The organism is Rhodothermales bacterium (assembly GCA_041391505.1).
Taxonomy (GTDB): Bacteria; Bacteroidota; Rhodothermia; order Rhodothermales; family JAHQVL01; genus JAWKNW01.
The window spans coordinates 34,781-57,928 of the sequence record JAWKNW010000022.1 but is presented as its reverse complement, the minus strand read 5'-3'; the positions used below and the strand labels follow the sequence as shown (position 1 = coordinate 57,928).

The following is a 23,148-nucleotide window of genomic DNA, read 5'->3' as shown; positions in this document are numbered from 1 at the left end:
TATGGTGCGTAAAATCGAGGATCGCGTTTGACGATCACGGTTTGACGTTCAGGCGGACTGCCGGTATGCCTCAGCGACGCCGCGTAGTACCGAATTTGTCGTACACGTCGTAGTTTGGCGATCCAGACACTCCCAGCCACGCACCCGCCCCGACCATGCACGCCCCGTCCCGCCTCGCCTTTTTTCTTCTGGTCCTGTTTCTCGCCCCGCTGTCGCTCCGCGCGCAGCAGATGCCGGTCGCCGCGCCGGAGGAGCTCGGTTTTTCGACACAGCGCCTGGAGCGGCTGACGGATGTCCTGCAGGGCTATGTCGATCGGGGCCAGATGTCCGGATCGGTCGTGCTTGTGGCCCGGCACGGGCAGATCGCCTACCTCAAGGCCTTCGGGCAGCGCGATGTGGAGTCCAGCGCCCCGATGCCGGAGGATGCGATCTTCCGGATCGCGTCCCAGTCGAAGGCGACGGTCAGCGTCGCCATCATGATGCTCCAGGAAGAGGGGAAGCTGCTCATCAGCGACCCGGTCAGCACCTACATCCCCGAGTTCGCGAACACGACGGTGGCGGTGCCAAAGGAAGGCGGCGGCTACGACGTGGTGCCGGCGAAGCGCCCGATCACGCTCCGCGACCTGCTTACGCACACGGCCGGCATCGGCTACGGCGGCGGGCCGGCGGCAGATCAATGGAAGGAGGCCGGCATCCAGGGCTGGTATTTCGCCGATCGCGACGAGCCGGTCGGGGCGACCGTCGCACGGATGGGCGCGCTGCCGATGGACGCGCAGCCCGGTGAGCGTTTTGTCTACGGCTACAATACGGACATCCTCGGCGCGGTGGTCGAGAAGGCCTCGGGCATGCCACTCGACGCGTTTCTGCGCGAACGCCTGTTCGAGCCGCTGGGGATGAACGACACGCATTTTTATCTCCCGACGAACAAGACCGGCCGCCTCGCAACGGTCTATTCGTCGAAGGAGGATGGTTCGGGGATCGAAAAGGCGCCGGATCCGGGGCACATGGTGGGGCAGGGGATGTACGTCAAGGGCCCGCGCAAGAGCTTCAGCGGCGGCGCCGGCCTGCTCTCGACCGCCCGCGACTACGCGGCCTTTCTGCAGATGATGCTCGACGGCGGCGTGGGCAACGGGCACCGCATCCTCTCGCCGAAGAGCGTCGAGTTGATGACGGTGAGCCACCTGCGCGACATCCCCTACGGCACGCCCGGCGTGGGCTTCGGGCTCGGGTTTTCGGTGCTGGAGGATCTGGGGGATCGCGGGACGCCGGGTACGCTCGGCGAGTTCGGATGGGGCGGGGCGTACCATTCGACGTACTGGGTCGACCCGAAGGAGGATCTCGTGGTGGTGTATTTCACCCAGCTCATCCCGGCGCGCCAGATCGACGATCACGACAAGCTCCGTGTCGCGATTTACCAGGCGTTGCTTGAATGACGCGGGTTCGAATGGATGGCGTCGGGTTCGAATGGATGGCGTCGGGTTCGGATGGATGGGGTTGGGTTCGAATAGATGGCATCGGGTTCGAATGGATGGTGTCGGGTTCGAATGGATGGTGTCGGGTTCGAATGGATGGTGTCGGGTTTCGGTCCCTGTTGGGGACCTTAACCCGACCTACGGTTTTGGGGAACGGGGTGCGATGGTCTCGGCGACGCGGAGGGCCTGGGCGGCGATGGTGAGGGCGGGGTTCATGGCGGCGGAGGACGGAAAAAACGAGGCGTCCATCACGTAGAGGTTGTCGAGGTCGTACGCCTTGCAGTAGGGATCCAGGACGGCGGTGGCGGGATCGGCGCCGAAGCGGGCGGTGCCGCACTGGTGCGAGTTGGTGGCGATGCCCATCTCCTCGATGAAGACGAACGGATAGCCGGCATCCTTGAGCATCGTCGTGGCGGCTTCCTGGAGTTTTTTGTGGGCGACGAGGTTGTTCGCCTTCCAGTGAATCCGAATCCCGCCGGCCGGCGTCACCTCGACGCGGTTCGCCGGGTCGGGGAGGTCCTCGGACATCACCCACCAGTCGATGCTCCGGTCCGTCATCATCTTGAGGGCGAAGCGCGGCACGTGGGGTTTGACGGGCGCGATCATCGCCGGCTGCACCTTGCCCACCAGCTGGAGGTTGCCCATCGGGTAGGGGAAGCCCGGACTGCTGAGGTAGAAGTCGTTTATCGCCAGCGTTTTCTGGAAGACGACGTCGTTGCGCCGGCGCGGGTCGATCGCCACTAGGCCGGCGTTGTTGTGCACCATGTAGTTGCGCCCGACGAGTCCGGAGCTGTTCGCCAGCCCGTTCGGATGCGCGCCATTGGCCGAGCGCAGCAGCAGCGCCGCCGAATTCACGGCCCCGCACGCGACGACGACGGTGCCGGCCGTCACGGTGTCCACCGCGCCGTCCCGTTCCACTTCGATCCCCGTCACCACCCGGCCGGATGCGTCGGTGAGCAGCCGGCGCGCCCTGGCGCGGGTCCATAACGTCACGTTCGGACGTTCCAGCGCGGGGCGGACGCACCGGGTGTCGGCGTCGCTTTTGGCGAGGACCTGGCAGGGGAAGCCGTCGCAGGTCTTGCATCGGATGCAGCGTCCGCCGGGGCGCAGGTCGATCCCCATAGGGTAATAAAACGGGTGGAGGCCCTGACGCCGGAGCCGAGCGGACAGGTCGGCGATGTACGGCTCGTGGGGGATGGGGGAATGCGGATACGGCCCGGAGCGCGGCGGCTCGGTCGGGTCGCCGCCGGCTTCGCCATGCACCCCAAAGATCCGCTCGGCCTCGGCATAATAGGGCTCCAGTTCGTCGTACGTGACGGGCCACGCCGGCGAGGTGCCGCCCTCGTGCTCCAGCGCCTCGAAATCCTCCTTCCGGAATCGCGGCAGGGCCGCGCCGTACACCTTGGTATTCCCGCCGACGTAGTAGTGGATGCCGGGGCGATAGGCGTTGCCGGCAGCGTCTTCCCAGGTCTCGGTGGTCTTGTACCGGCTCCGGAAATACGCGGCTTCGGGGTCCCAGTTTTCCGGCTCCTGCGGGAGGTAGTCTCCCCGTTCGATCAGGAGGATCGACAGGCCGGCGTCGCGGAGCGCATAGGCCAGCGTCCCGCCGCCGGCGCCGGTGCCGATGATGGCGATATCGTAGGAAGGCATGGGCGGGTACGGGGGGTGTGTGGACGAATCCGATCAGCGGACCGCTGCGTCACAGATCGCCGCGTTTCATGGCGTCCACGGCGAAGTGAGCCGCTCGCGCGGAGAGCGCCATGTAGGTCAGCGAGGGGTTCTGGCACGCCGAGGACGTCATGCAGGCGCCGTCGGTCACGAACAGGTTCGGGACGTCGTGTGTCTGGTTGTTGCCGTTGAGCACGGAGGTCTTCGGGTCGCGGCCCATCCGCGCGGACCCCATCTCGTGGTTGCCGAAACCGGGCGGACTTTCGTTTTCATAGGTGCGGATGTTTTTCGCGCCGGCGGCCTCCAGCATCTCGCCGGCCGTGGCGAGGATATCCTTGCGCATGGCGCGCTCGTTTTCCCCGCGCGTCACATTCAGCCGCAGGATGGGCATGCCCCAGGCGTCGACCGTGTCCGGGTCGAGCCGGCAGTGGTTGTCGTAGTTCGGGAGCGTCTCGCCGAAGCCGCCCAGGCCAAGCTGCCAGGGGCCCGGGTCGCGCAGGGCGTGTTTAAAATCGGCCCCGAAGCCCGGCATCGATCGGCCGCGCGACCAGCTGGACCGCGACGCGCTGCCCTGAAAGCCGAACCCGCGGAGGTAGTCGGACCGGCGCGTCGCCCGGTTGACGTTGCGGAAGCGCGGGACGTAGACGCCGTTCGGGCGGTTGCCGTAGTAGTAGCGATCCTCGTAGCCCTCGATCTGTCCGGACGCGCCGAGGTGGGCATGATGATCCAGTAGATAGTGCCCGAGCACGCCGCTCGAGTTGGCGATGCCGTTCGGGAATGTGCGCGAGGTGGAGTTGAGCATGATCTGCGCCGTGCCGAGGGTGGAGGCGCAGAGAAAGACGAGCCGGCCCGAGACCTCGGTCATCTCCTTTGTGTTGGCATCGATGACGCGCACGCCCGTCGCCCGGTTGGTGCCGGCGTCGTAGATGACGCTGTGGACGACGCTGTCCGGGCGCAGCGTCAGGTTGCCTGTCGCCATCGCCACGGGGAGCGCCACGCCGAGGGTGCTGTAGTAGGATGCCGTCGAGCACCCGCGCTCGCAGGGGCCGCAGTAGTGGCAGGCGGCGCGGCCGTTGTGCGCCTGCGACAGCACGGCGGCGCGGCCGATGATCAGCTTGCGCTCGGGGAAGCGGGCTTCGATGCCGGCCTTGGCCGCTTTCTCGACGACGTTCATCTCCATCGGCGGCAGGAAGAGGCTGTCCGGCAGCTGCGGCAGGCCCTCGGCCGACCCCGTAATCCCCACAAACCGCTCGATGTATTCATACCACGGCAGGACGTCCGCATACCGGATCGGCCAGTCTACCCCCACCCCGTCGCGGGCGTTGGCCTCGAAGTCGAGGTCGCTCCAGCGGTACGACTGGCGGGCCCAGAGGATCGAGCGCCCCCCGACGATGTTGGCGGCGATCCAGCGGTACGGCGCTTCCTGCACGTACGGCCGCTCGCTATCCTTGATGAAATAGCGCCGGGTGGCGTCGCTGAAGGAGTAGTGGAGGCTCTGGACGGCATAATCGCGCCGCTCCTCCGCCGGCGGCACCTCGCCGCGGTAGGGAAATTCCCAGGGAGCGCGGTGTTCGGTCGTGTATCCGGCGCCATGTTCGTAGTGCCGGCCGCGTTCCAGCAGGAGCACCTTGAGCCCCTGCTCGGTCAATTCCTTGGCTACGATACCGCCGGACATGCCGGAGCCGACGACGATCGCGTCGAACGGCTCGGCGGGGCGCGCGATGTGGACGGTGCCGGCGTGCGTAGGGGAGGTCGTTGGCATGAACGAATGCGTAACGTGGTGTGGATTGGGGATGGATGGCGTTCCGCCCATACGATAGGCCACGGCGTGGAAAATGGAAACCCCGGGAGGGCGTGAACCTCCGGGTTCGGAACCGACGCCCGATGCTGGCGTGTGGGAGTCGAATCATTCGAGGCCTCTATGCGATCCGAGCTCTGGAATCCGGGCATGCGCCGGCACGATTCGATCTGGCGCCGACTTTCCCCGCCTCAATTGTTTGTCGGTTCCTTTCTGTTGCTCATCGTGCTGGGTGTGGCGGCGCTGCAAGGGCTGCCCGGCGTTTATGCCGGCGAACGGCTGAGCCTGCTCGATGCCCTGTTCACCGTCACCAGCGCCGTCTGCGTCACGGGGCTTATCGTGGTCGATACGGCCACCTTTTTTACCCCGTTCGGCCAGGGTGTCATTCTCGTGCTCATCCAGCTGGGCGGGCTGGGGATCATCGCGTTTACGACGGTCGTGCTCGTCGCCCTCGGCCGCCGGCTCTCGCTGCGTCACGAACAGCTCGCTGCCGGGACCCTCGACGTCGCGCCGCAGGTGGATTATCGCCAGCTTGTGCGCAGCGTCATCGTCTTCACCGTGTTGATCGAACTCGTCGGGGGGGCGCTGCTCTTTCTGTTCTGGCTCCCGGAGATGGGGGCGGTCGATGCCTGGTGGCCGGCGCTGTTTCATTCGGTGAGCGCGTTTTGCAATGCCGGCTTTTCCGTCTTTTCCGACTCGCTGGTGGGTTATCAGCAGGCCCCCTTCACGCAGGGCGTGATCATGAGCCTCATCGTGGTGGGCGGGATCGGGTTTCTGACGCTCGAAGAACTGATGCTGTACCGGAAGTCGGGCCGGCGCTTCCGGATGACCCTCCACTCCCGGATGGTGCTGACGATGACGGGGCTGCTGATCGGCGGGGGCTGGGTGTTTTTTACCCTGTTCGAGTGGGACAATACGCTGACCGACCTGCCGGCCTGGGCGCGCGTGCTCAACGGCCTGTTTATCAGCGTGACGGCCCGCACGGCCGGATTCAACACGATCGACTATGCCCAGGCGTCCGACAGCACGAATTTTCTCACGATGATCCTCATGTCGATCGGCGGCTCGCCGGGGTCGACGGCGGGCGGGCTCAAGACGACCACCGTCGCCCTCATCGCGCTGCAGGCGTGGAGCCGGCTCCGCGGACGCGAGGTGGTCAGCATCTGGGACCGCTCGATCCCCCCCGAAACGACGCAGCGGGCCGTCGGCCTGTTCGCACTGTCGGCGGTCATCATCACCGCCACGATCTTTGTGTTTACCTCAACGGAAACGACGGATGCGCGGCTGCATCAGGGGTTTCTGCATTATGCGTTCGAAACGGTGAGCGCGTTCAACACGGTCGGGCTGTCGATGGGGGTGACGGACGACCTCACGGTCACCGGCCGGCTCACCATCATCACGCTCATGTTCGTCGGCCGCGTCGGCCTGCTGACGGTCGCGGCCTCGCTGGCGCGACGGGCGCTGGAACCGGTAGGCGGGTTTCGCTACGCCTACGAGGAAGTGCTCGTCGGCTGACGCGCAGGTCTGTTCAGAAATAACCCACGTGGATCTATGAAACGGTTTATCGTCGTCGGGCTGGGAAATTTCGGGTCGAGCGTCGCCGAGGCGCTGTACGTGCAGGGCCACGATGTGATCGCGATCGATATGAACGAGGATGCCGTCGACCGGATGGCGGCACACGTGACGCGCGCGGCGGTCGGCGACGGGCGCGTGCTCGAGACGCTCGATCGGCTGGGCGCACGCGGATGCGACGCCGGCATCATCTCGACCGGCGACGACATCACCTCCAGCATCCTCGCGGCAATGGCGCTGCGCGACCTGGAGACGCGGGAGATCTTCGTGAAGGTGGTTTCAAAGGATCATGCCCGCGTCATGTCCCGGATGGGCGTCACAGAATCGATCTTCCCGGAACGCGAGGCCGCCCTGAACCTGGGCACGCGCCTCGCCCGGAAAACGGTCTTCAACTACGTCAACCTGGGGAACGGCGTCAGCCTGCAGGAGATGGCGGTGCCGGACGACTGGGAGGGGAAAACGCTCCGCGACCTGTCGCTGCGGGAGCATTTCAAGGTATCGGTGGTGGCCGTGCACGACGTGCTCACCAACACGATGCGGGTGCCGCCGGACCCGGACACGGCGCTCCTCGAATCGGATACCCTCCTCGTCGCCGGCAACGAAAAGAACCTCGAACGGCTCTCTCGGCTGCGCTAGCGGCCGGCGTCCGACAGCGGGTCCGCGCGCACCACGAGGCGGCTCTCCCAGACGCTGCGGTCGATGCGAAGCCGGAGCTGGTATTCGCCGGGACCCGCGGTAGGCAGGTCGAAGGCTTCGCCCAGGCCGGCGTCGAAGAAGCCCGACCTCAGGATCTGGAGCGCCTGGCGCTGGGCGCGCGGGGAGTCGGCCCGGCGAAAGCGGTCGTAGGCGCCCCGAAGCTGCTCGTGGTCCGTTTCGGATAACATCTGCGAAAAGGCCCGTTCGGCCGTCTCGCGTTCCTCGTCCGTCAGCCACTCGGGGTCGAACGCCAGATCCCACCGGTAGCGGTGGATGCCCGGACGCCCTTCCAGGGTGGCGCGGTGGCTGTTGCCCGTGCGGGGGTCCACGATTTCCAGGCTCACCGGGCTCTCCATCGGTCGCCCGATGAAATAGCTGATGATGGCGGCGCTCCGGAAGCCGGCGCGGGGCAGGCTCGACATGTTGACGATCTCGGGCGGATTTTCGCCGGCCCACCAGAAGTGTCCCCGCTGCCCGCCGCGGCTCGTGTTCTCCCAGATCGTCGCCGGCGGCTGCTCGAACAGGTGCGCGTCCGACGCCAGGATGACGTCGTTCAGCTGCTGCAGGGGGCTGATGTCGTCGAGGATCCAGAGGCTGCGGCCATGCGTGCCGGCGACCAGGTCGTTGTCGCGGGGATGGATCACCAGGTCGAGCGTCGCGACGGTGGGCAGGCCGTTCTCCAGCGCCGTCCAGCGGGCGCCGCCGTTGAGTGAGGCGAAAACGCCGAACTCCGTGCCGGCGAACAGCAGCTTCGGATTGTGGAGGTCTTCGCGGACGACGCGGACGACATGGTGCGGCGGGATGTTTGCGGCGATGTTTTCCCAGGTGGCCCCGTAGTCCGTCGTTTTGAAGATCCAGGGTTCGAAGAGGTCGCTCCGGTGTCCGTCGAAGGCGAGGTAGGCCGTGCCGGCGTCGAAGTGCGAGGCCTCGATCCGGCTCACCCACACGCTGTCCGGCACGCCGGAGAGGTTGGCGCGGACGTTCGTCCACGCGGCGCCCCCGTCGCGGGTGACCTGCACGTTCCCGTCGTCGGTGCCGGCCCAGAGCACGGACGGACTCACGGGGGACGGCGCGATCGTGGTGATGGTGCCGTGGTGCTCCGCGCCTGTGTTGTCCGGCGTCAGGCCTCCGCTGCGGCCGCGGGCGGACTTGACCGGGTGGTTGGTGGTCAGGTCCGGGCTGATGATGCGCCAGGTCTCCCCGCCGTCGGAAGTCATGAAGACGCGTTCCGCGCCGGCGTACAGCGTCCGCGGGTCCAGGGGCGACATCACGAGCGGGGCCGACCAGTTGAACCGGAACTCCAGCCCCCGTTCGCGTTCGTCTTCCGGGATCGACGCCGCGTAGTTGACGATATGGGCGGCCGTCGGCCGGATGGCTGTCATCTCATGGGTCAGGGCGTCGTAGCGAAACGTCGCGCCATTTTCCATCGAGGTGTAGACGGTCCGCCAGTCGGTCGGGTCCACCTGCACGTCCTGCCCGTCGCCCCAGTGCAGTTTCCAGCTATGGTCGTTCAGGATGCCGCGCGCCTCGCGCGCAAAGCTCGGCGTCGCGAAGGCGCCATTGTCCTGGAGCCCGCCATAGACGTAGTACGGGTCCCGCATATCCACCCCGATCCGATAATACTGGCCTATCGGCAGGTTGTCGAACAGCTGGAAATGCCGGCCGTGATCGTGGGTGAGCGACGCGCCCTTGTCGGCTCCGAGGTAGTACCGATCCGGATTCGAGGGGTCGAGCCAGAGCGCATGAAAATCCCCGTGCACCTCCTGGTCCTCGCTGCCGTTGCGGAACGTGACGCCGCCGTCGTCCGACACCATGAAGTTCGTCGTGAGCACATAGACGCGGCGGTCGTCCTGCGGGTTGATGCGGATCTGGCTGTAGTAGAACGGGCGGTGGTTGTAGGTGTTGAGGTAGGTCCACGTTTCGCCGGCGTCGGTGGATTTGTAGATGCCCGAGCCCGGCAGGTCGAGGTCGTCCGATTTTTCGGCCTCGACGATGGCCATCAGGATGTCGGGGTCGGCGCGGTAGATCGCGAGCCCGATCCGCCCGGTATCGCCGGCCGGCAGGCCGCGCGTCAGCTTCTTCCAGGTTACGCCGCCGTCGGTGGATTTGAAGATGCCGCCGTTCGGCCCGCCGCTATGGAAGTGCCAGGGTCGGCGCAGGCGTTCGTAGAACGCGGCGTAGAGGATGTCGGGATCGGACGGGTCCATGACGGCGTCCGTGCAGCCGGTGCGGCCGTCGTCGGGCAGGCCGTCGGTCAGAGGGATCCAGATGGCGCCGGCGTCGGACGTCTTGAACAGGCCCCGGCGACCCGTATAGCCCCAGAGCGGCCCCGTGGCGCAGACGTAGGCGAGGTCGGGGTCGGCGGGGTGGGTGAGGATCCGGGCGATGTGGTCGGTCTCGGCCAGGCCGATGTGGGTGAAGGTGGCGCCGCCGTCGGTCGAGCGGTAGACGCCGTCCCCCCAGGAGACGCTGTTGCGGTTGTTGGCCTCGCCTGTGCCCACCCAGAGGATGTTCGGATCGGGTTGGAACAGCCCGATATCGCCGATGGAGGCGGAGCCGTAGTGGTCGAAGATGGGCGTCCACGTCGTGCCGGCATTTTCCGATTTCCACACGCCGCCGGAGGCGGAGGCTAGATAGACCGTCGCGAAATCCGCCTCGGCGGCCTCGATGTCCACCACCCGCCCCCCGATGTTCGCCGGCCCGATGTTGCGCCACCGGAATGATTGCAGCAGGTTGGCATCCGATGGCTGGGCCGCCGCCGGCAACGCCCAACCCAGAATGATCGCGATCAGGATCCGTTGAGCCATGCCTATGCTTTTTTTGACGTCATCCCGAGCCGTCCCCATTCTAACGTCATCCCGAGCAGCCTCCCGATTCCATCGAGAGGCTGCTCGGGATGACATGTTGGGAGGCTGCTCGGAAGACACTCAGGGTGATTGCCTGTGCCACCAGTTCGTCCGCGGCCCGAGGTGTAACTGGACGGTTTTTAATTCGCAGAATTCGTCCAGCGTGAATCGACCCAGTTCGCGGCCCAGGCCGGACTCCCGGTACCCGCCGAACGGCAACTCGGGGTATCCGTCCATGTACGTGTTGATCCAGATCGTGCCGGCGCGCACGCCGCGGGCGACCTGAAAGGCGTTGTCGACGTTCCGGGTCCATACCGCCGCCGAGAGCCCATAGGTCGTGCTGTTGGCGATCCGGATGGCTTCGTCAACCGTGTCGAACGGGATGACCGACAGGACCGGACCGAAAATCTCCTGACGCGCGATCGGCATCTCCGCCGTTACGTTCTGGAAGATGGTCGGTTCGATAAACCGGCCCTGGACGGTCGTTTTGCGGTTTCCGCCCAGCATCAGATCGGCGCCGGCGTCGCGGCCGGCGTCGATGTAGTGCATGATCTTGTCGAACTGCGCCTGGTTGATGATCGCGCCCACCTTCGTGTCCTCGTTGAGCGGATCGCCCACCGGGACGGTCCGCGCGCGCTCGTAGACCGACTTCGTAAACGATTCGGCGATGGCGCGGTGGACGAGCAGCCGGCTGCCGGCGTTGCAGCACTCGCCCATGTTGAAATAGGCCCCGAAGACGACGGCGTCGAGCGCGGCCTCGAGGTCGGCATCGGCAAACACGATCTGCGGGTTTTTGCCGCCGAGTTCGAGCGACACCTTCTTGAGGTTGCCCTGCGAGGCCCCGACGATCTTTTTGCCGACCGCCGTCGATCCCGTAAACGAGATCATGTCGATGTCGGGATGGTCGGCGATGCGCGAGCCGGCCGGGTTGCCAAAGCCGGTGACGATGTTGACGACCCCTTCGGGCACGCCGGCGTCCATCAGGATCTGGCCGAGACGGAGCGTCGTCCCGGGCGTACATTCGCTGGGTTTCACCACGGCCGTGCAGCCGGCGGCGAGGGCGAAGGGGAGTTTCTGGGAGATAATCAGCAGGGGGAAATTCCACGGCGTGATCATCCCCACGACCCCGATGGGTTCGCGCAGGACCAGGCCGAGCATGTCCTTCCCGAGGCTGTTGTAGGTGTCCCCGTATAGATGCCGGCAGAGGGTGGCGGCGTATTCCCACAGGCCGGCCGTGCCCTCCATCTCGCCCCGCGCCTGGGAGATGGGTTTGCCGCTTTCCAGGACCTCGATCCGCGCCAGCTCCCCCGCGTCGTCGCGGATGGCATCGGCTACCTTTTGCAGGATCTTCGCCCGTTCGGCGCCGGACGTATGCGGCCAGGGCCCCTCGTCGAACGCCTTGCGGGCGGCAGCGACCGCGGCGTCGACATCCTCCGCGCCGGCCTCGGGGTAGTCGCCCACGGCGATGTCGTGCGCGGGGCTGTTCCAGGTGTAGCGTTTGCCGCTGCGTGCCTCGACCCATTGGCCGGCGATCAGCATCTGGTAGGTGTAGGGGGTGGCGGGGAGTGACATGGGGTTGCGGGGTTGGTTGGTCGAGGGAGTATACGATGTGCGGTCGAAAAAGCATCCGTATGTGGAATCATCCCGCCGGCGAAATCAACTCCACCGACAACCTGAACCCGAGCCCCTGTAAAATGGCCGCGATCTTGTCCAGGCGCGGGTTGCCATTTTTTGAGAGCACCCGATACAGATGCTCCCGGTTCAGGTTGGTGCGGAGCGCCAGCGCGCCAACGCCGCCCTGTGCCTCGGTCACGTTGCGCAAAGCCACCAGGAAGTGCTCCTTGTCCCCATCCGCCTCGAACTCCTCGATAGCAACTTCCAGGTAGGCACGCGCTTCCTCCGGGTTTTTCAGGGCATCGATCAAGGTGGCGTGATAGGGTGTGGATGGTTTCATGTTGTTCTCTTTTGGTAATCGGCCCAATAGGCAACCGACTGCAAAATGTCCCGATCCTGTGTGCTTTTGTCGCCTCCGCACAACAACACAACTACCGATTCGCCGTCTTCCGCGAAATAGATACGATAACCTGATCCGAAAAACAGCCGCATCTCAAGTACTCCGGCGCCCACACTTCGATGATCGCCGAAATTTCCCGTCTCCAAACGGTCCGTGTATCGGCGGATACGCGCGCGGGTGCGAATGTCTCGAATGTGTTCGAGCCATTCGTTGTAAGGCACCCGGCCAGCGTCAGTGACGTAAACGACGAGTGTGCGAGGCCTGATCGGTAACGCCATTAAACATTGTAGCGTCTACGCTACATTGGATGAGAGGTTCTGTCGAGCACGCCGATCAACAAATCTCTTTGGCGCTTCGTGACGCGAAAAGGATATGTTCGGAGAAGTGTATCGAAGAGGGGCGAACTGAACATGATCGCGGGGTGAAAAGTGGTGCCTTGTCCAGCCTGGGTAAAACCAGCGATGAAAAGAGCTCGTAGCGCGCGATCGACATGGTTTTCTGTAGAGGCGCCTCGCCGGAGCGTCTCTCCAAGGCTCACACGCCCTTAAAACGAGCCTCCCGCTTCTCCCGGAATGCCGCCAGCCCCTCCGCCGCATCCTCCGACGAACCCACGAGGCCGCTGGCGAGGGATTCCAGGGTGACGCCGGCGTTCCTGCCCAATCCTCCATCCACCAACTGCTTCGTCATCTGCACCGCAAGCGGGGCCTTTTGCGCGATGGTCTCGGCCAGTTCCTGCGCCCGGGCGAGAAGATTTTCGCGGGGATGCACCTCGTTCACCAGCCCCCATGCCTCGGCCTTCGTGGCGGAGATCCGTTCGCCGGCAAAAATCATCTGCTTCGCCCGCCCCACACCCACCACCGCCGGCAACCGCTGCGTGCCGGCCCAGCCGGGCACGGTGCCGAGGCCCACTTCCGGGAGCGCAAATGCCGCTTCCTCGGCCGCGAGGCGGATGTCCGCCGCCAGCGCCAGTTCCAATCCGCCCCCAAACGTAAACCCGTTGAGCACGGCGATGACCGGCATCCGCAGCGCCGCCAGCCGGTCGAAGATCCGATGGCCGACGCGGATCCACGTCCGCCACATATCCTGCGGCCCCAGCGCCGCCCACGCATGAATATCCGCCCCGACGCAGAACGCCCGTTCGCCGGCGGCCGTCAGCAGCACCACCCGCACGTCCTTCGCCTCCTCCAGCGCCGCGATATGGGCCTCCAGCTGGTGCAGCATCTCCATCGTCAGCGCGTTGAGTTTCTCCGGCCGATTCAGGGTGAGGGTGGCGATGGGGGCGGTGAGGGAGAGGGAGATCATGAGAGTCTTGATTAGCGAATAGCGAATAGCTGATAGCGATGGGGGTTGGGGAATTGTCATCTCGACCGGAAACGCCGGCTTGCCGGCGGTGGAGCGGAGAGACCTCCCTGAGCTGCGCACAGCTCCTGATTTTGGAGGCCTCTCCGCTGCGGCCCGATGAATCGGGCCTTTGGTCGAGATGACATGGCATAAGGACATTTTGCCTTTTTCACTATGCCCTTTGCCCTATCTTCAGCCCCATTTTCTCCTCCCGAAACAGTCGCTCGTCCATCAGCTTCAGCGCCGGGCTCACGCGCAGGGGGATGTCGGCCTGCTCGAGGACCTGCGTCTGGAGGTCGATGCCGGGGGCGATTTCGGTGACGGTGAGGCCGTCAGGCTCCAGGCGGAGGACGCAGCGTTCGGTAACGTAGGTCACGTCCTGCCCCGTCCGGCGGGCGCGGGCGCCGCTGAAGGAGACCTGTTCGACCGCCGGCACCAGCTTCCGGGCCTTGCCTTCCTTCCTGATGACCAGTTTCCCGTCCTCGACGGCGAGATCCAATCCTCCCGCCGTAAAATACCCCCCGAACACGATCCGGCGGGCGTTCGAGGTGATATCCACAAACCCACCCACGCCGGCGGTGACGTGCGGCTTGGCGGCGAGTTTGGAGACGTTGACGCTGCCGTCGGCGTCGATCTGCATAAACGACAGAAACGTCCGGTCGAACCCGCCACCCTGGAAGTAGGTGAACTGGTCGGGTGACGGCACGATGGTTTGCAGATTCGCGGCGCAGCCGAACTGGAAGCCGAGCAGCGGGATGCCACCAACGGCGCCCTGCTCGATGGCCCAGGTGACGGCATCCCCCAGCCCTTCTTCGAGAAGGATTCGGGGAACGAGGGCCGAGATCCCGAAGCCGAGGTTGACGGCCTCGCCGGCGCGCAGCTCCATGGCCGCGCGGCGGGCGATGATCTTGTCGGTACCCCACGGGACCGGGTCGAACGCATCCGCCGGCCGGCGGATGAGGCCGCTGATGGCCGGGTCGAACGGGGTCTGGGTGGTCTGCATCTGGTCGGGGTCCAGCACGAGGTAGTCGACCAGGATGCCGGGGATGCGGACCGACTGCGCCGGCAGGGTGCCGGCGGCCGCGATCTGCTTGACCTGCGCGATCACGATCCCGCCGTTGTTGCGGGCGGCCAGCGCCTGGTCCATCCCCCCCAGGTACCCCCCCTCGTGCTCCATCGAGATGTTGCCGAGTTCATCGGCCGTGGTGCCCCGGATCAGCGCCACATCGATCGGGATGGAGCGGAGGTAAAGCCACTCGTCGCCGTCGAATTCGACGCGGCGGACGAGGTCCTCGGTGGTCGCATCGTTCATCTTGCCGCCGGACTGCCGGGGGTCGAGGTAGGTCTCCATCCCCACTTTGGTGAGCACCCCGGGGCGTTTCGCGGCGGCCTCGCGGTGCATATGGAAGAGCAGTCCGCTCGGGATGTTGTAGGCCTCGATCTCGTTCGCGTAGATCATCTGCCAGATCTTAGGCGAAGGCCTGTTCGATGGACCGCTCGGCAGCGAGCCGGCGATGACGCGTTTCAGCAGTCCTTGCCGCGCGATATGGTCGATCCCATCGATCCCGTACATGTCGCCGGCCGCGATGGGATGGATCGAGGTGATGTTTCTGGGGGATCCTTCCGCTTCAAAGCGTTTCCCGATGGCGCGCAGGAGCGCGTCCGGGCAGCCGAGGCCGCTGGAGGAGCTGGTGGAGACGACGGCGCCGTCCGGGATCAGCGCTGCGGCCTGGTCGAGGGTGAGGAGTTTGGAGGAGGACACGGAGGTTTAAGGATCGAGGTTTAACGGTTAATGGCGACCTTGCTGTCCGTTCTCCCGGACTTGATCCGGGACCTTTGCAACTAACAGGCCTTGCATGGATCCCCGCTTTCGTTGGGACGACAAAAACGGAGCGTTACCTCAACGCGCAACGGCTACCTTGCGGCCCGTTTTTGTCGACTCCAGCACGGCGAGGGCGATGGCGAGGGAGCGGACGCCATCCTCTCCGGTGGCCCACGGCGATCCGTTGTGGAAGACGGCGTCATTGAAGCGGCGGACGGCGTGGCCGTACAGGTCCTCCGCCGGCCCCGGGTCGATCGGCTCGCGCACGCCGTTGCGCAGCAGGTAGAGGTTTCCTACGGGCTGCTGCGTCATCACGTCCTTGGCGTAGATAGAGCCGTCGGTGCCGTGCACCTGGAGCCCGGTGAGGGCGTGTTTGATGGTAAAGGCGTCGTGAAACTGGGCGAGGAGCCCGCTCTCGAACCGTATCGCGCCCATCACGGCGTCCTCGATGTCGCCATGCCCCATGCCCTGCTGGGCGGAGAGGGCGGTGACCTCGACGGCTTCGTCGTTCAGGACAAAACGGAGGGTGTCGGCGTCGTGGACGGTGATGTCCATGATGACGCCGGCGCCGGTTTCGGGATGCGCGATGCGCCATCCCTGGAGGTGTTCGGGAAGAAAAACGGCGTGGAAGACGCGCGCGGCGAGGGGTTTGCCCACCGCCCCGTCCTGCACGAGCCGGCGTATGGCGCGGTGGGTGACGGCGTTGCGGAGGTGATGATTGGTGCCCATCACCACGCCGGCCTTTGCGCAGGCGGCGACCATCGTGCGGGCGTCCGCCAGGTTCAGCGCCAGCGGCTTTTCGCACAGCACATGTTTCCCGGCGCGGGCGGCGAGCAACGTTTCGTCGCGATGTTTCTCGTTGGTGGTGCTGATGTAGACGACATCGACCTCGGGGTCGGCCAGGAGGGCGTCGATCGAATCGTAGCTGCGCGGAATGCCGTTGTCGCGGGCGTAGGCGGCTCCGCGTTCGGCGCTCGAACTCATGACGGCGGCTACGTGGCTGTCGGGCTGCGCGTTGATCGCCGGGATCATCCACTCACGGGCGATGGTGCTGGCGCCGATCAGGCCCCAGCCGAGCGAAGAAGAGGTGGGCATCGTTCATCAAAACGGGTTGGTGCAGGGTCAGCCGGAAGATACACGAACTTCCGAAAACCTGATGAACCTTTTTGACGAGCGAGCCGCAACGGATGGAGGGGCGGGGGCGGCCGGCGCGATGCGACCTGCATACATGCACCGCGTCCCGTCGGACGGGACGCGGAGACCGGGAAGGCGTACGGAGCGACGGGGGTCAGGCGCGATGCTGGCCGATACCCGACTTGGCAATGGCGCCGATGAGCTTGACGGCGTCGATCGGCTTGGTGACGAAATCGTTCATGCCGGCTTCCATGCAGCGCTGGCGGTCGGCCGGGGTGGCGTTGGCCGTCACGGCGATGATGTAGGGGCGTTCCGCGCCGTAGATCCGGCGCAGGTTCTCCGTGGCGGTCACACCGTCCATGACCGGCATCTGAATGTCCATCAGAACGATGTCATACGTCTGCTTCGCAAACAGATCGAGCGCCTCTTGCCCGTTATTGGCAACGTCCGCCTTCAGGCCTTCCTTCGCCAGGAAACGCAACGCGACTTTCTGGTTGATAGGATTATCTTCTACCAGCAACATCCGCAACCCCTGCTCTTCTGCAGTCGTTACTTCAGGCGGTGTCGTGGATCGATGTGTTTCCATACTTTCGGGTGTAAGCCAGAGCACATGAAGCTTCTTTCTACATCCGGGCGCAGCATAGCTACCCCGTTTGTAGGTGTATCGTCTGACATGCCCCGACTCTAAATCCAAAGGGCTTTAAATTTTACCGCCACCGTAGACTGGCTTCGTCGGGTTTGTCTGGATAGACCGTGCTCCAGGGGGCGGGGCGCGTGTGCCGATCGGTAAAAAAGAGGCACATATCGTCCAATTTGCCCGGTGGGAGGGCGACAGGGCGCGGAGGTGGGCCACGGGACGGGGCGAGGATGAAAAGTGGCAACTTGCCCTGTTGGATGATTACCTTTCGCAATCATCCCCACCATAAATACGGTAAACGTGTACTTTAAGGATCAGGTTGTCTGGATCACCGGCGCGTCGTCGGGCATCGGGGAGGCGCTGGCGCTGGACTTGAGCCAGCGCGACGCCATCCTCATTCTGTCGGCCCGTAACCGGGAGAAGCTCGAAGCGGTGCGCCAGCGCTGCGCGCGCCCGGATCGGGTCGAGGTGCTGCCGCTCGATCTTTCGGACATCGGGGGCGTCGAGCGTGTCGCCGGCGAGGGGCTCGCGCTGCATGGCCGCGTCGATTTTCTCATCAACAACGGCGGCGTGAGTCAGCGGGCGCTGGTGGAGGATACATCGATGGCGGTATACCGGCAGCTGATCGATACCAATCTGCTGGGTCCCATCGCGCTCACGAAAGCGCTGGTCCCCTCGATGCGCGCGCGGAAATGGGGGCATATCATCACCGTGAGCAGCCTCACCGGCAAATTCTCCACCCCGCTCCGCTCCGGCTATGCCGCGTCGAAGCACGCGCTCCACGGCTTCTTCGACGCCCTGCGCATGGAAGTCTGGCGCGACGGCATCCGGGTGACGGTCGTCTGCCCGGGGTACGTACGCACGAACGTCTCGCTCAACGCGCTGACGGGCGACGGGACCCCCCAGGGTACGATGGACAAGGGGCAGGAAAAGGGCATGTCGCCGGCCAAATGCGCCGATCTGATCCTCTGGGCCGCCGAACGGGGCAAAAATGAAGTATATATTGGCGGTTTCGAGCGGTTTTACGTGTACTTCAGCCGGCTCTTTCCGGACACGTTCAAGCAGATGATCCGCACCGTCAATTTCACCCCGGAAGAGCCCTGACGCACCGTCCAGCCTTCTTCGTATCCCCCGGTTCCGTCGATCACGGATGGATCCCTCCTCTTTTTCCTGTAGCGATGCGCCTATTCCGACTTCTCCCCATCCTGTTGCTCCTGCTGCCCATCCGATGCGCCAACCCGCCGGCGCCGCCGAACCTGCTGTTCATCATCACGGACGATCAGCGGTTCGATATGATGGGCAACATGACGCCCTATCTGCAAACCCCGGTGATGGATCGCCTGGCCCGCGAGGGCGTCCGGTTCGAGCGGGCGTTCGTCACGACGCCGATCTGCGCGGCGAGCCGGGCTACGCTGCTTTCCGGGGTCGTCGAGCGAACCCATCGGTTCACCTTCAACACGCCGGCGCTGGACGCCTCGTTCACCGACGCCAGCTACGCGGCGCTGCTGCGCGATGCCGGATACCGTACGGCCCATATCGGCAAATTCGGCGTCGTCACCGCCGAAGGGGCCACGGAACGCATGTTTTCCGTGTTCGAGCCGCTGGACCGCAATCCCTATTTCAAGAAGCAGGCGGACGGGACGGAGCGCCACCTGACGGACATCGAGGCGGACCGCAGCATCGCCTTTCTCGAATCGAACCCGGCCGGCACGCCCTTCGCCCTGACGCTCAGCTTCAACGCGCCGCACGCGGAAGACAGCGATCCGCGGCAGTATATCTGGCCGGCGGCCATGGACACCTACTATACGGATCTCGAAATCCCCACGCCGCCGCTCTCCGATCCGGCGTTTCTGGCGTCGCAGCCGGCGTTTCTGCGCGCCGATACGCTCATGAACCGGTACCGGTGGCGTTGGCGGTTCGACACGCCCGAAAAGGCCAGCGCGATGACGAAAGGCTATTTCCGGATGATCAGCGGGGTCGATGCCGCCATGGGGCGCGTTCTCGATGCGCTCGAGCGGCTGGGTCTGGCCGACAACACGGTCGTGATCATGATGGGGGATAACGGCTACTTCATCGGCGAGCGCGGCTACGCCGGCAAATGGCTCCCGCACGACCTCTCCCTGCGCGTCCCGCTGCTCATCTACGATCCGCGCACCCCGGCCGCCGCCGGCCGCCGCCCCGAGGCCATGGCCCTCAACATCGACATCGCCCCGACCCTGCTCGACCTCGCCGGCGTGCCGGCGCCCGCCTCGATGCAGGGACGCAGTCTGGCGCCGTTCGTCCGCGGCCCGGAGCCGGCGACGTGGCGGACGGATTTTTTCCTCGAGCACCTCATGGAACACCCCCAGATCGTCAAGCACGAGGGGGTTCGCAACGAGCGCTTCAAATATGCGCGGTATTTCCAGGAAGAGCCGGTCTATGAAGAGCTGTACGACCTCGTCGCCGATCCGATGGAGACCCGCAACCTGGTGGACGACCCCGCCTTCCACGATACGCTCCTGACCCTCCGATCCCGCTGCGACGCCCTGCGCGACAGCTACGGAGGTCCTTATCGCCCCCACACCGGGGAAGCCGCGATGCGGCCGTGACGTGGGGGGGGCGGATCAAGGATTAGGGATCAAGGATCAAGGATTAGGGATCAAGGATTAGGGATCAAGGATAAAGGCGAAGCTCCCTTAAACCTTGATCCTCGATCCTTCAACCCTTCAACGCTTGGCGTACACCGCTTCCACGTGCGGCAGGTCGTTCATGATGAGGACGAGCTGGCCGAAGGCGCTGGAGGAGCGCTGGTTTTCGCCCCACACGGCCTGGTACCAGTTCTCGTTGGTGCTGCTGACGCCGGCTCCCGCGCCGGCGAATCCGGCGTCGCCGGTGTCGGACGACCAGTGGCCGATGGCCTCGATCCGCGACCCGTTCCCGATGGGGCTGGCGCGCAGCGTGATGCGCATGTCGGTCCGGCTGCCCACTTCCATCGGCTCGGTCTCGATGCGCCAGGACCGGTCGTCATCGTCCCGGATCTTGAAGCCTTTTTTGACGAGCATATTGCGCGCCTCTTCGTAGAGGTCGTCCACCGGCATCGCCGTGTGCAGCTCGACGGTGTTGGCGCCTTCCGGAATGGTGGAGGCGATTTCCTCGGGAAGGGGCGGCGCCGAGACGGCGCACCCGGCCAGCAGAGCGAGGGTGAACAGGGTAATCAAACGCATGGTGCGTATCGTTTTACGGGGTGGGCGAAAAGCGCGGCACGCAGGGTCCGCAAGATAGACAAAAACCGGCTTTTTGGCCAGGCGCTTATTTGACCAGGTAGAGCACCTGCGTGTGCGGAAGGTCGTTGAGGATGAGCGCGAGCTGGCCGAAGGCGAGCGTGGCGCGCTCCGAGCCCTGCCAGACGGCCTGCTCCCAGTGCTCCATTTCGCCGGTCGACCCGGGGCCGCTGTTCATCATGGATTGGGCGGACACATTCGCCCAGAAGCCGGCCGCTTCCACCTGCGAGGCGTCCCCCATCGAGCCGGCCTGCAGCACGATGCGCAGCGCCGTGCTCTGGCCGATCTCGACCTGGTCGGTCGCCATCAGATGCATCTCGGTGCTGTATCGGACAAAGTCGAACCCCTTGCCGATCAAATGCCGGCGCGCTTCCGCGAAAATCTCGTCGAGCGAGAGGTCGGAGTGGACGACGATCGTATTGGATCCCGGCGGGATGGCGGCGGCGAGTTCTTCGGGCAGCGGAGGCGCCGACGTGGCGCAGCCGGCCAGGAAGAGGATGGCGGACAGGTATAGTGGACGCATAATCTTCTCTCAGCGAAAGGCTTTCCGATGGACGGCTACGAGGGTCCATCAGGGTTGGATGGTGAACCGGTCTTCCCAGTATCGCCACTTGTCGTATCCCACCCGGGCTTCGTGACCATCCAGTTGGAGCCCGTGCGTGTTGGGCAACGCTTCCTGGACCGGCCGATTCTTATAGTACACATTCAGAAATTCCGATGCCGCGAAGTTTACCTCATCGGTGCTTTCGGTGGCGAAGAAAAAGTGCGCATCGGTTTCAAACGGGCCATAAACCGTCCGCCCGGCTTCCCAGGTGTAGCGGGGGCGGATATTGGCCGAGACCACCTCGGCGTCGAGGTCGACCTTGACGCCGAGGGTCGACACCCGGCCGTCCGACCGGCGGATGCGGATGCCGACGCCCTGCCCGCGGGAGTCCGGGGGCAGCAGTTCGATACGCTGGGAGAGCGCCTCCGGCGAAGCGCCGGCCTCGTGCGGGATGAGCGCGGTCACGAATACTTCGACATCCCCCGGGCGGTAGTGGCTCGACTGGCTCTGGTAGACGGCTTTTTCCTGCTGGCCGTGCCGCTCTTCCTCGTAGACGCCGTCCTGGCGGGCATCGGTCTGGAGAAACTGGATGAGGAGCCGCCGGCCGGCGGGGAGCGCGGTCCCCTGGATGCTGTCCACCGAGGTGTCGTACCAGCCCGGCCCCCGGGCGTGGACCTGCCGCGTGTGCCACAGCTGGGTGTGCGTGAAGTAGTCGTTTACGGTGCTCTTGATCGCATCGACGACCAGATAGATGCCCTCGTCCTTCACGTAGGTGATGCTGCGGTCCCAGGCGTAGCCCATCGTGGCGTCGATCAGGCGGGTGCGGCTCATGTCGGCCTCGGACCCCGTCAGGAAGTCGATTTTCATGGTCCGCACCGGGCGGTAAGCGCCGGCGTTGCGGATATAGTCCCGCACGGCCTGGAGCGTGTCCCGCTTGTCCTTTCGCACGACGACCCGGTTATGGAAGTAGTCGGCCCGGTAGCTCCCGTAGGGCCCGCTCGGGAGCCCGTTCCGGTACCCGCCGTCGTGCAGCAGCACGGAGCCGCCGTCCATCAGCAGGCTGATGCTGTTCTCGTCGGCGTGGCCGTGGTGCATCTTCTCCTCTTCCACCGACAGGGTGTTGCGCAGGAACTCGCGATGGTTGAAGCCGCCGTCGCCCTCGTCCCGGTAATTGAGCAGCAGGTAGCTGCTCGCCGGCTCCCAGCCGTTCCGGAAGACGACTTTTTTGCCGACCATGTCTTCGAGCACTTCCTGGGAGCGCGAATCCGGCTTCACCGGACGCAGCGACTCGTCGGCCCATTCGTACGCGAGCGCCAGGTGGGATGCGGCGCTCGTACCGCGGCCCGGACGCGCCATGGAGCGTTCCCCGACCATCTGGGCGGCCCATTTGGATTCGGGGTCGTCAAACCGGGACGCGAACCACTCGAAGGCGGCCGTATAGCGGTCCCACGACGGATCCCACGTCGCGTCGCCAAAATCGGGGATGGTGCCGGCCGGCGTCACGAGGCGTTTGAAATATTCGTTGTAATAGCGCATGATCGGGCCGTGCAGCAGGGCCTCGTGGCCGCTGATCTCGGCGTAGGAAAACAGCGACACGAGCCAGATGGGGTTGTAGGACGAGGCGTCCTCGATCTCCCACTGCGACAGATTGTCGCGGGCGATGTTGTCCGCCATCTGTTTCCACCGGAGCGCGTGGGGGTGGTCCGGCATGGCGAGATAGCCGTAGTACCAGCCCTCGGCCCGTAGCATCGCCCGGTTGTGCGCGCCCCACTCGGGGAACGAAAACTGGAAGTCGAGGCTGAAGGAGAGGTCTTCCTCGATCTTCTGGCGGGTGCCGGCGTCGAGCGACGGGCTGTCCTTGATGCGCAGATAGGCGCGGCTGTAGGGGGGCAGGAAGAAGAAGTTGGCCAGCGAGGGGACGCCGTCGCCGTATTCGATGCGGGTGCGGTAGTAGTCGTCGGGATAGGCGTCGCGGAGGTCGCCGTATTCGGCGAGCAGCTGCGCGGCGCGGCGGGCGTGGGTCTCGTCGCCCGTCTGCTGGTAGAGGAATCCGAGGATATCGGCCAGATAGATCGGCTGGGCCGTCGAGTTGTACCCCCAGAGCGGACTGGGGTCGATGTTGGATTTCCAGCGCGCGACGGCCTGGGGATAGTCGCGCCATCCCTGTTCGGCCGCTTCCTCGATGTAGCGGAGGTAATCGGCTTTCTGGGCGAGGGCCGTGCCGGCGGTCGCCAGCAGCGCGCACAGCAGCGCGCACACGGCGGCGGGACGAAGCGGAGACGCGGGGAATGAAGCGTATTTCATGCGGTCAAAAAAAGGGTGGGCTGCGTTAGGGGCGGAGGGC

At 65.2% G+C, this 23,148-nt stretch carries 17 protein-coding genes; 5 read left to right on the top strand and 12 right to left on the bottom strand.

All coding sequences use genetic code 11. The annotated features are described in order from the left end of the window. The first annotated feature begins 155 nt into the window (after positions 1 to 155). Positions 156 to 1,433, top strand: a complete 1,278-nt coding sequence (locus R2834_18200; GenBank protein MEZ4702272.1) for a serine hydrolase domain-containing protein — start codon at positions 156 to 158, stop codon at positions 1,431 to 1,433. 177 nt (positions 1,434 to 1,610) lie between these two features. Here R2834_18200 and R2834_18195 read toward each other — a convergent pair whose 3' ends face one another. Together R2834_18195 and R2834_18190 are read right to left on the bottom strand one after the other, a co-directional pair. Continuing rightward, entirely contained in the window at positions 1,611 to 3,122 is a 1,512-nt protein-coding gene (locus tag R2834_18195; protein MEZ4702271.1) for a GMC family oxidoreductase, read from the bottom strand. 49 nt (positions 3,123 to 3,171) lie between these two features. Continuing rightward, positions 3,172 to 4,902 (bottom strand): GMC family oxidoreductase, encoded by a 1,731-nt coding sequence (locus tag R2834_18190; GenBank protein ID MEZ4702270.1) that lies wholly within the window; start codon positions 4,900 to 4,902, stop codon positions 3,172 to 3,174. A gap of 159 nt (positions 4,903 to 5,061) precedes the next feature. Between R2834_18190 and R2834_18185 the strand changes: the two genes are divergently transcribed. Both R2834_18185 and R2834_18180 read left to right on the top strand, forming a co-directional pair. Further along, positions 5,062 to 6,453, top strand: a complete 1,392-nt coding sequence (locus tag R2834_18185) for a TrkH family potassium uptake protein (GenBank protein MEZ4702269.1) — start codon at positions 5,062 to 5,064, stop codon at positions 6,451 to 6,453. A gap of 36 nt (positions 6,454 to 6,489) precedes the next feature. Then, the gene (locus R2834_18180) at positions 6,490 to 7,146 is read left to right on the top strand and encodes a TrkA family potassium uptake protein (GenBank protein ID MEZ4702268.1); all 657 of its coding nucleotides are present in this window, start codon (positions 6,490 to 6,492) and stop codon (positions 7,144 to 7,146) included. On the opposite strand, the gene R2834_18175 is transcribed toward R2834_18180, so the two are convergent. From R2834_18175 to R2834_18145, 7 genes are all read right to left on the bottom strand, one after another. Further along, positions 7,143 to 10,013, bottom strand: a complete 2,871-nt coding sequence (locus R2834_18175; protein MEZ4702267.1) for a hypothetical protein — start codon at positions 10,011 to 10,013, stop codon at positions 7,143 to 7,145. The two genes, R2834_18180 and R2834_18175, sit on opposite strands and share 4 nt — an antisense overlap. 120 nt (positions 10,014 to 10,133) lie before the next feature. Then, complete coding sequence (locus R2834_18170; GenBank protein ID MEZ4702266.1) at positions 10,134 to 11,624, bottom strand: aldehyde dehydrogenase family protein; 1,491 nt, start codon at positions 11,622 to 11,624, stop codon at positions 10,134 to 10,136. Positions 11,625 to 11,691: 67 nt separating this feature from the next. After that, a complete protein-coding gene (locus R2834_18165) occupies positions 11,692 to 12,006 on the bottom strand; it encodes a hypothetical protein (GenBank protein MEZ4702265.1) in 315 nt (104 codons plus the stop codon). Between the two features lie 594 nt (positions 12,007 to 12,600). After that, entirely contained in the window at positions 12,601 to 13,368 is a 768-nt protein-coding gene (locus R2834_18160; GenBank protein ID MEZ4702264.1) for an enoyl-CoA hydratase-related protein, read from the bottom strand. 211 nt (positions 13,369 to 13,579) lie between these two features. Further along, positions 13,580 to 15,169, bottom strand: a complete 1,590-nt coding sequence (locus tag R2834_18155; GenBank protein ID MEZ4702263.1) for an acyl CoA:acetate/3-ketoacid CoA transferase — start codon at positions 15,167 to 15,169, stop codon at positions 13,580 to 13,582. Positions 15,170 to 15,307: 138 nt separating this feature from the next. Then, positions 15,308 to 16,324 carry a Gfo/Idh/MocA family oxidoreductase gene (locus R2834_18150; GenBank protein MEZ4702262.1) on the bottom strand — a complete coding sequence of 339 codons (1,017 nt, stop codon included), beginning with the start codon at positions 16,322 to 16,324 and terminating at the stop codon, positions 15,308 to 15,310. Between the two features lie 193 nt (positions 16,325 to 16,517). Continuing rightward, positions 16,518 to 16,949 (bottom strand): response regulator, encoded by a 432-nt coding sequence (locus tag R2834_18145; GenBank protein ID MEZ4702261.1) that lies wholly within the window; start codon positions 16,947 to 16,949, stop codon positions 16,518 to 16,520. 351 nt (positions 16,950 to 17,300) lie between these two features. Between R2834_18145 and R2834_18140 the strand changes: the two genes are divergently transcribed. Next, the gene (locus R2834_18140; GenBank protein MEZ4702260.1) at positions 17,301 to 18,104 is read left to right on the top strand and encodes an SDR family oxidoreductase; all 804 of its coding nucleotides are present in this window, start codon (positions 17,301 to 17,303) and stop codon (positions 18,102 to 18,104) included. Between the two features lie 74 nt (positions 18,105 to 18,178). Continuing rightward, positions 18,179 to 19,588 (top strand): sulfatase, encoded by a 1,410-nt coding sequence (locus R2834_18135; GenBank protein ID MEZ4702259.1) that lies wholly within the window; start codon positions 18,179 to 18,181, stop codon positions 19,586 to 19,588. Positions 19,589 to 19,705: 117 nt separating this feature from the next. Here R2834_18135 and R2834_18130 read toward each other — a convergent pair whose 3' ends face one another. The 3 genes from R2834_18130 to R2834_18120 form a co-directional block, all read right to left on the bottom strand. Next, complete coding sequence (locus R2834_18130; protein ID MEZ4702258.1) at positions 19,706 to 20,203, bottom strand: hypothetical protein; 498 nt, start codon at positions 20,201 to 20,203, stop codon at positions 19,706 to 19,708. Positions 20,204 to 20,288: 85 nt separating this feature from the next. Further along, on the bottom strand, positions 20,289 to 20,783 hold the full coding sequence (locus tag R2834_18125) for a hypothetical protein (GenBank protein ID MEZ4702257.1): 495 nt from the start codon (positions 20,781 to 20,783) through the stop codon (positions 20,289 to 20,291). A 48-nt stretch (positions 20,784 to 20,831) separates the two neighbouring features. Beyond that, complete coding sequence (locus R2834_18120) at positions 20,832 to 23,108, bottom strand: hypothetical protein (GenBank protein MEZ4702256.1); 2,277 nt, start codon at positions 23,106 to 23,108, stop codon at positions 20,832 to 20,834. Between the last annotated feature and the right edge of the window lie 40 nt (positions 23,109 to 23,148).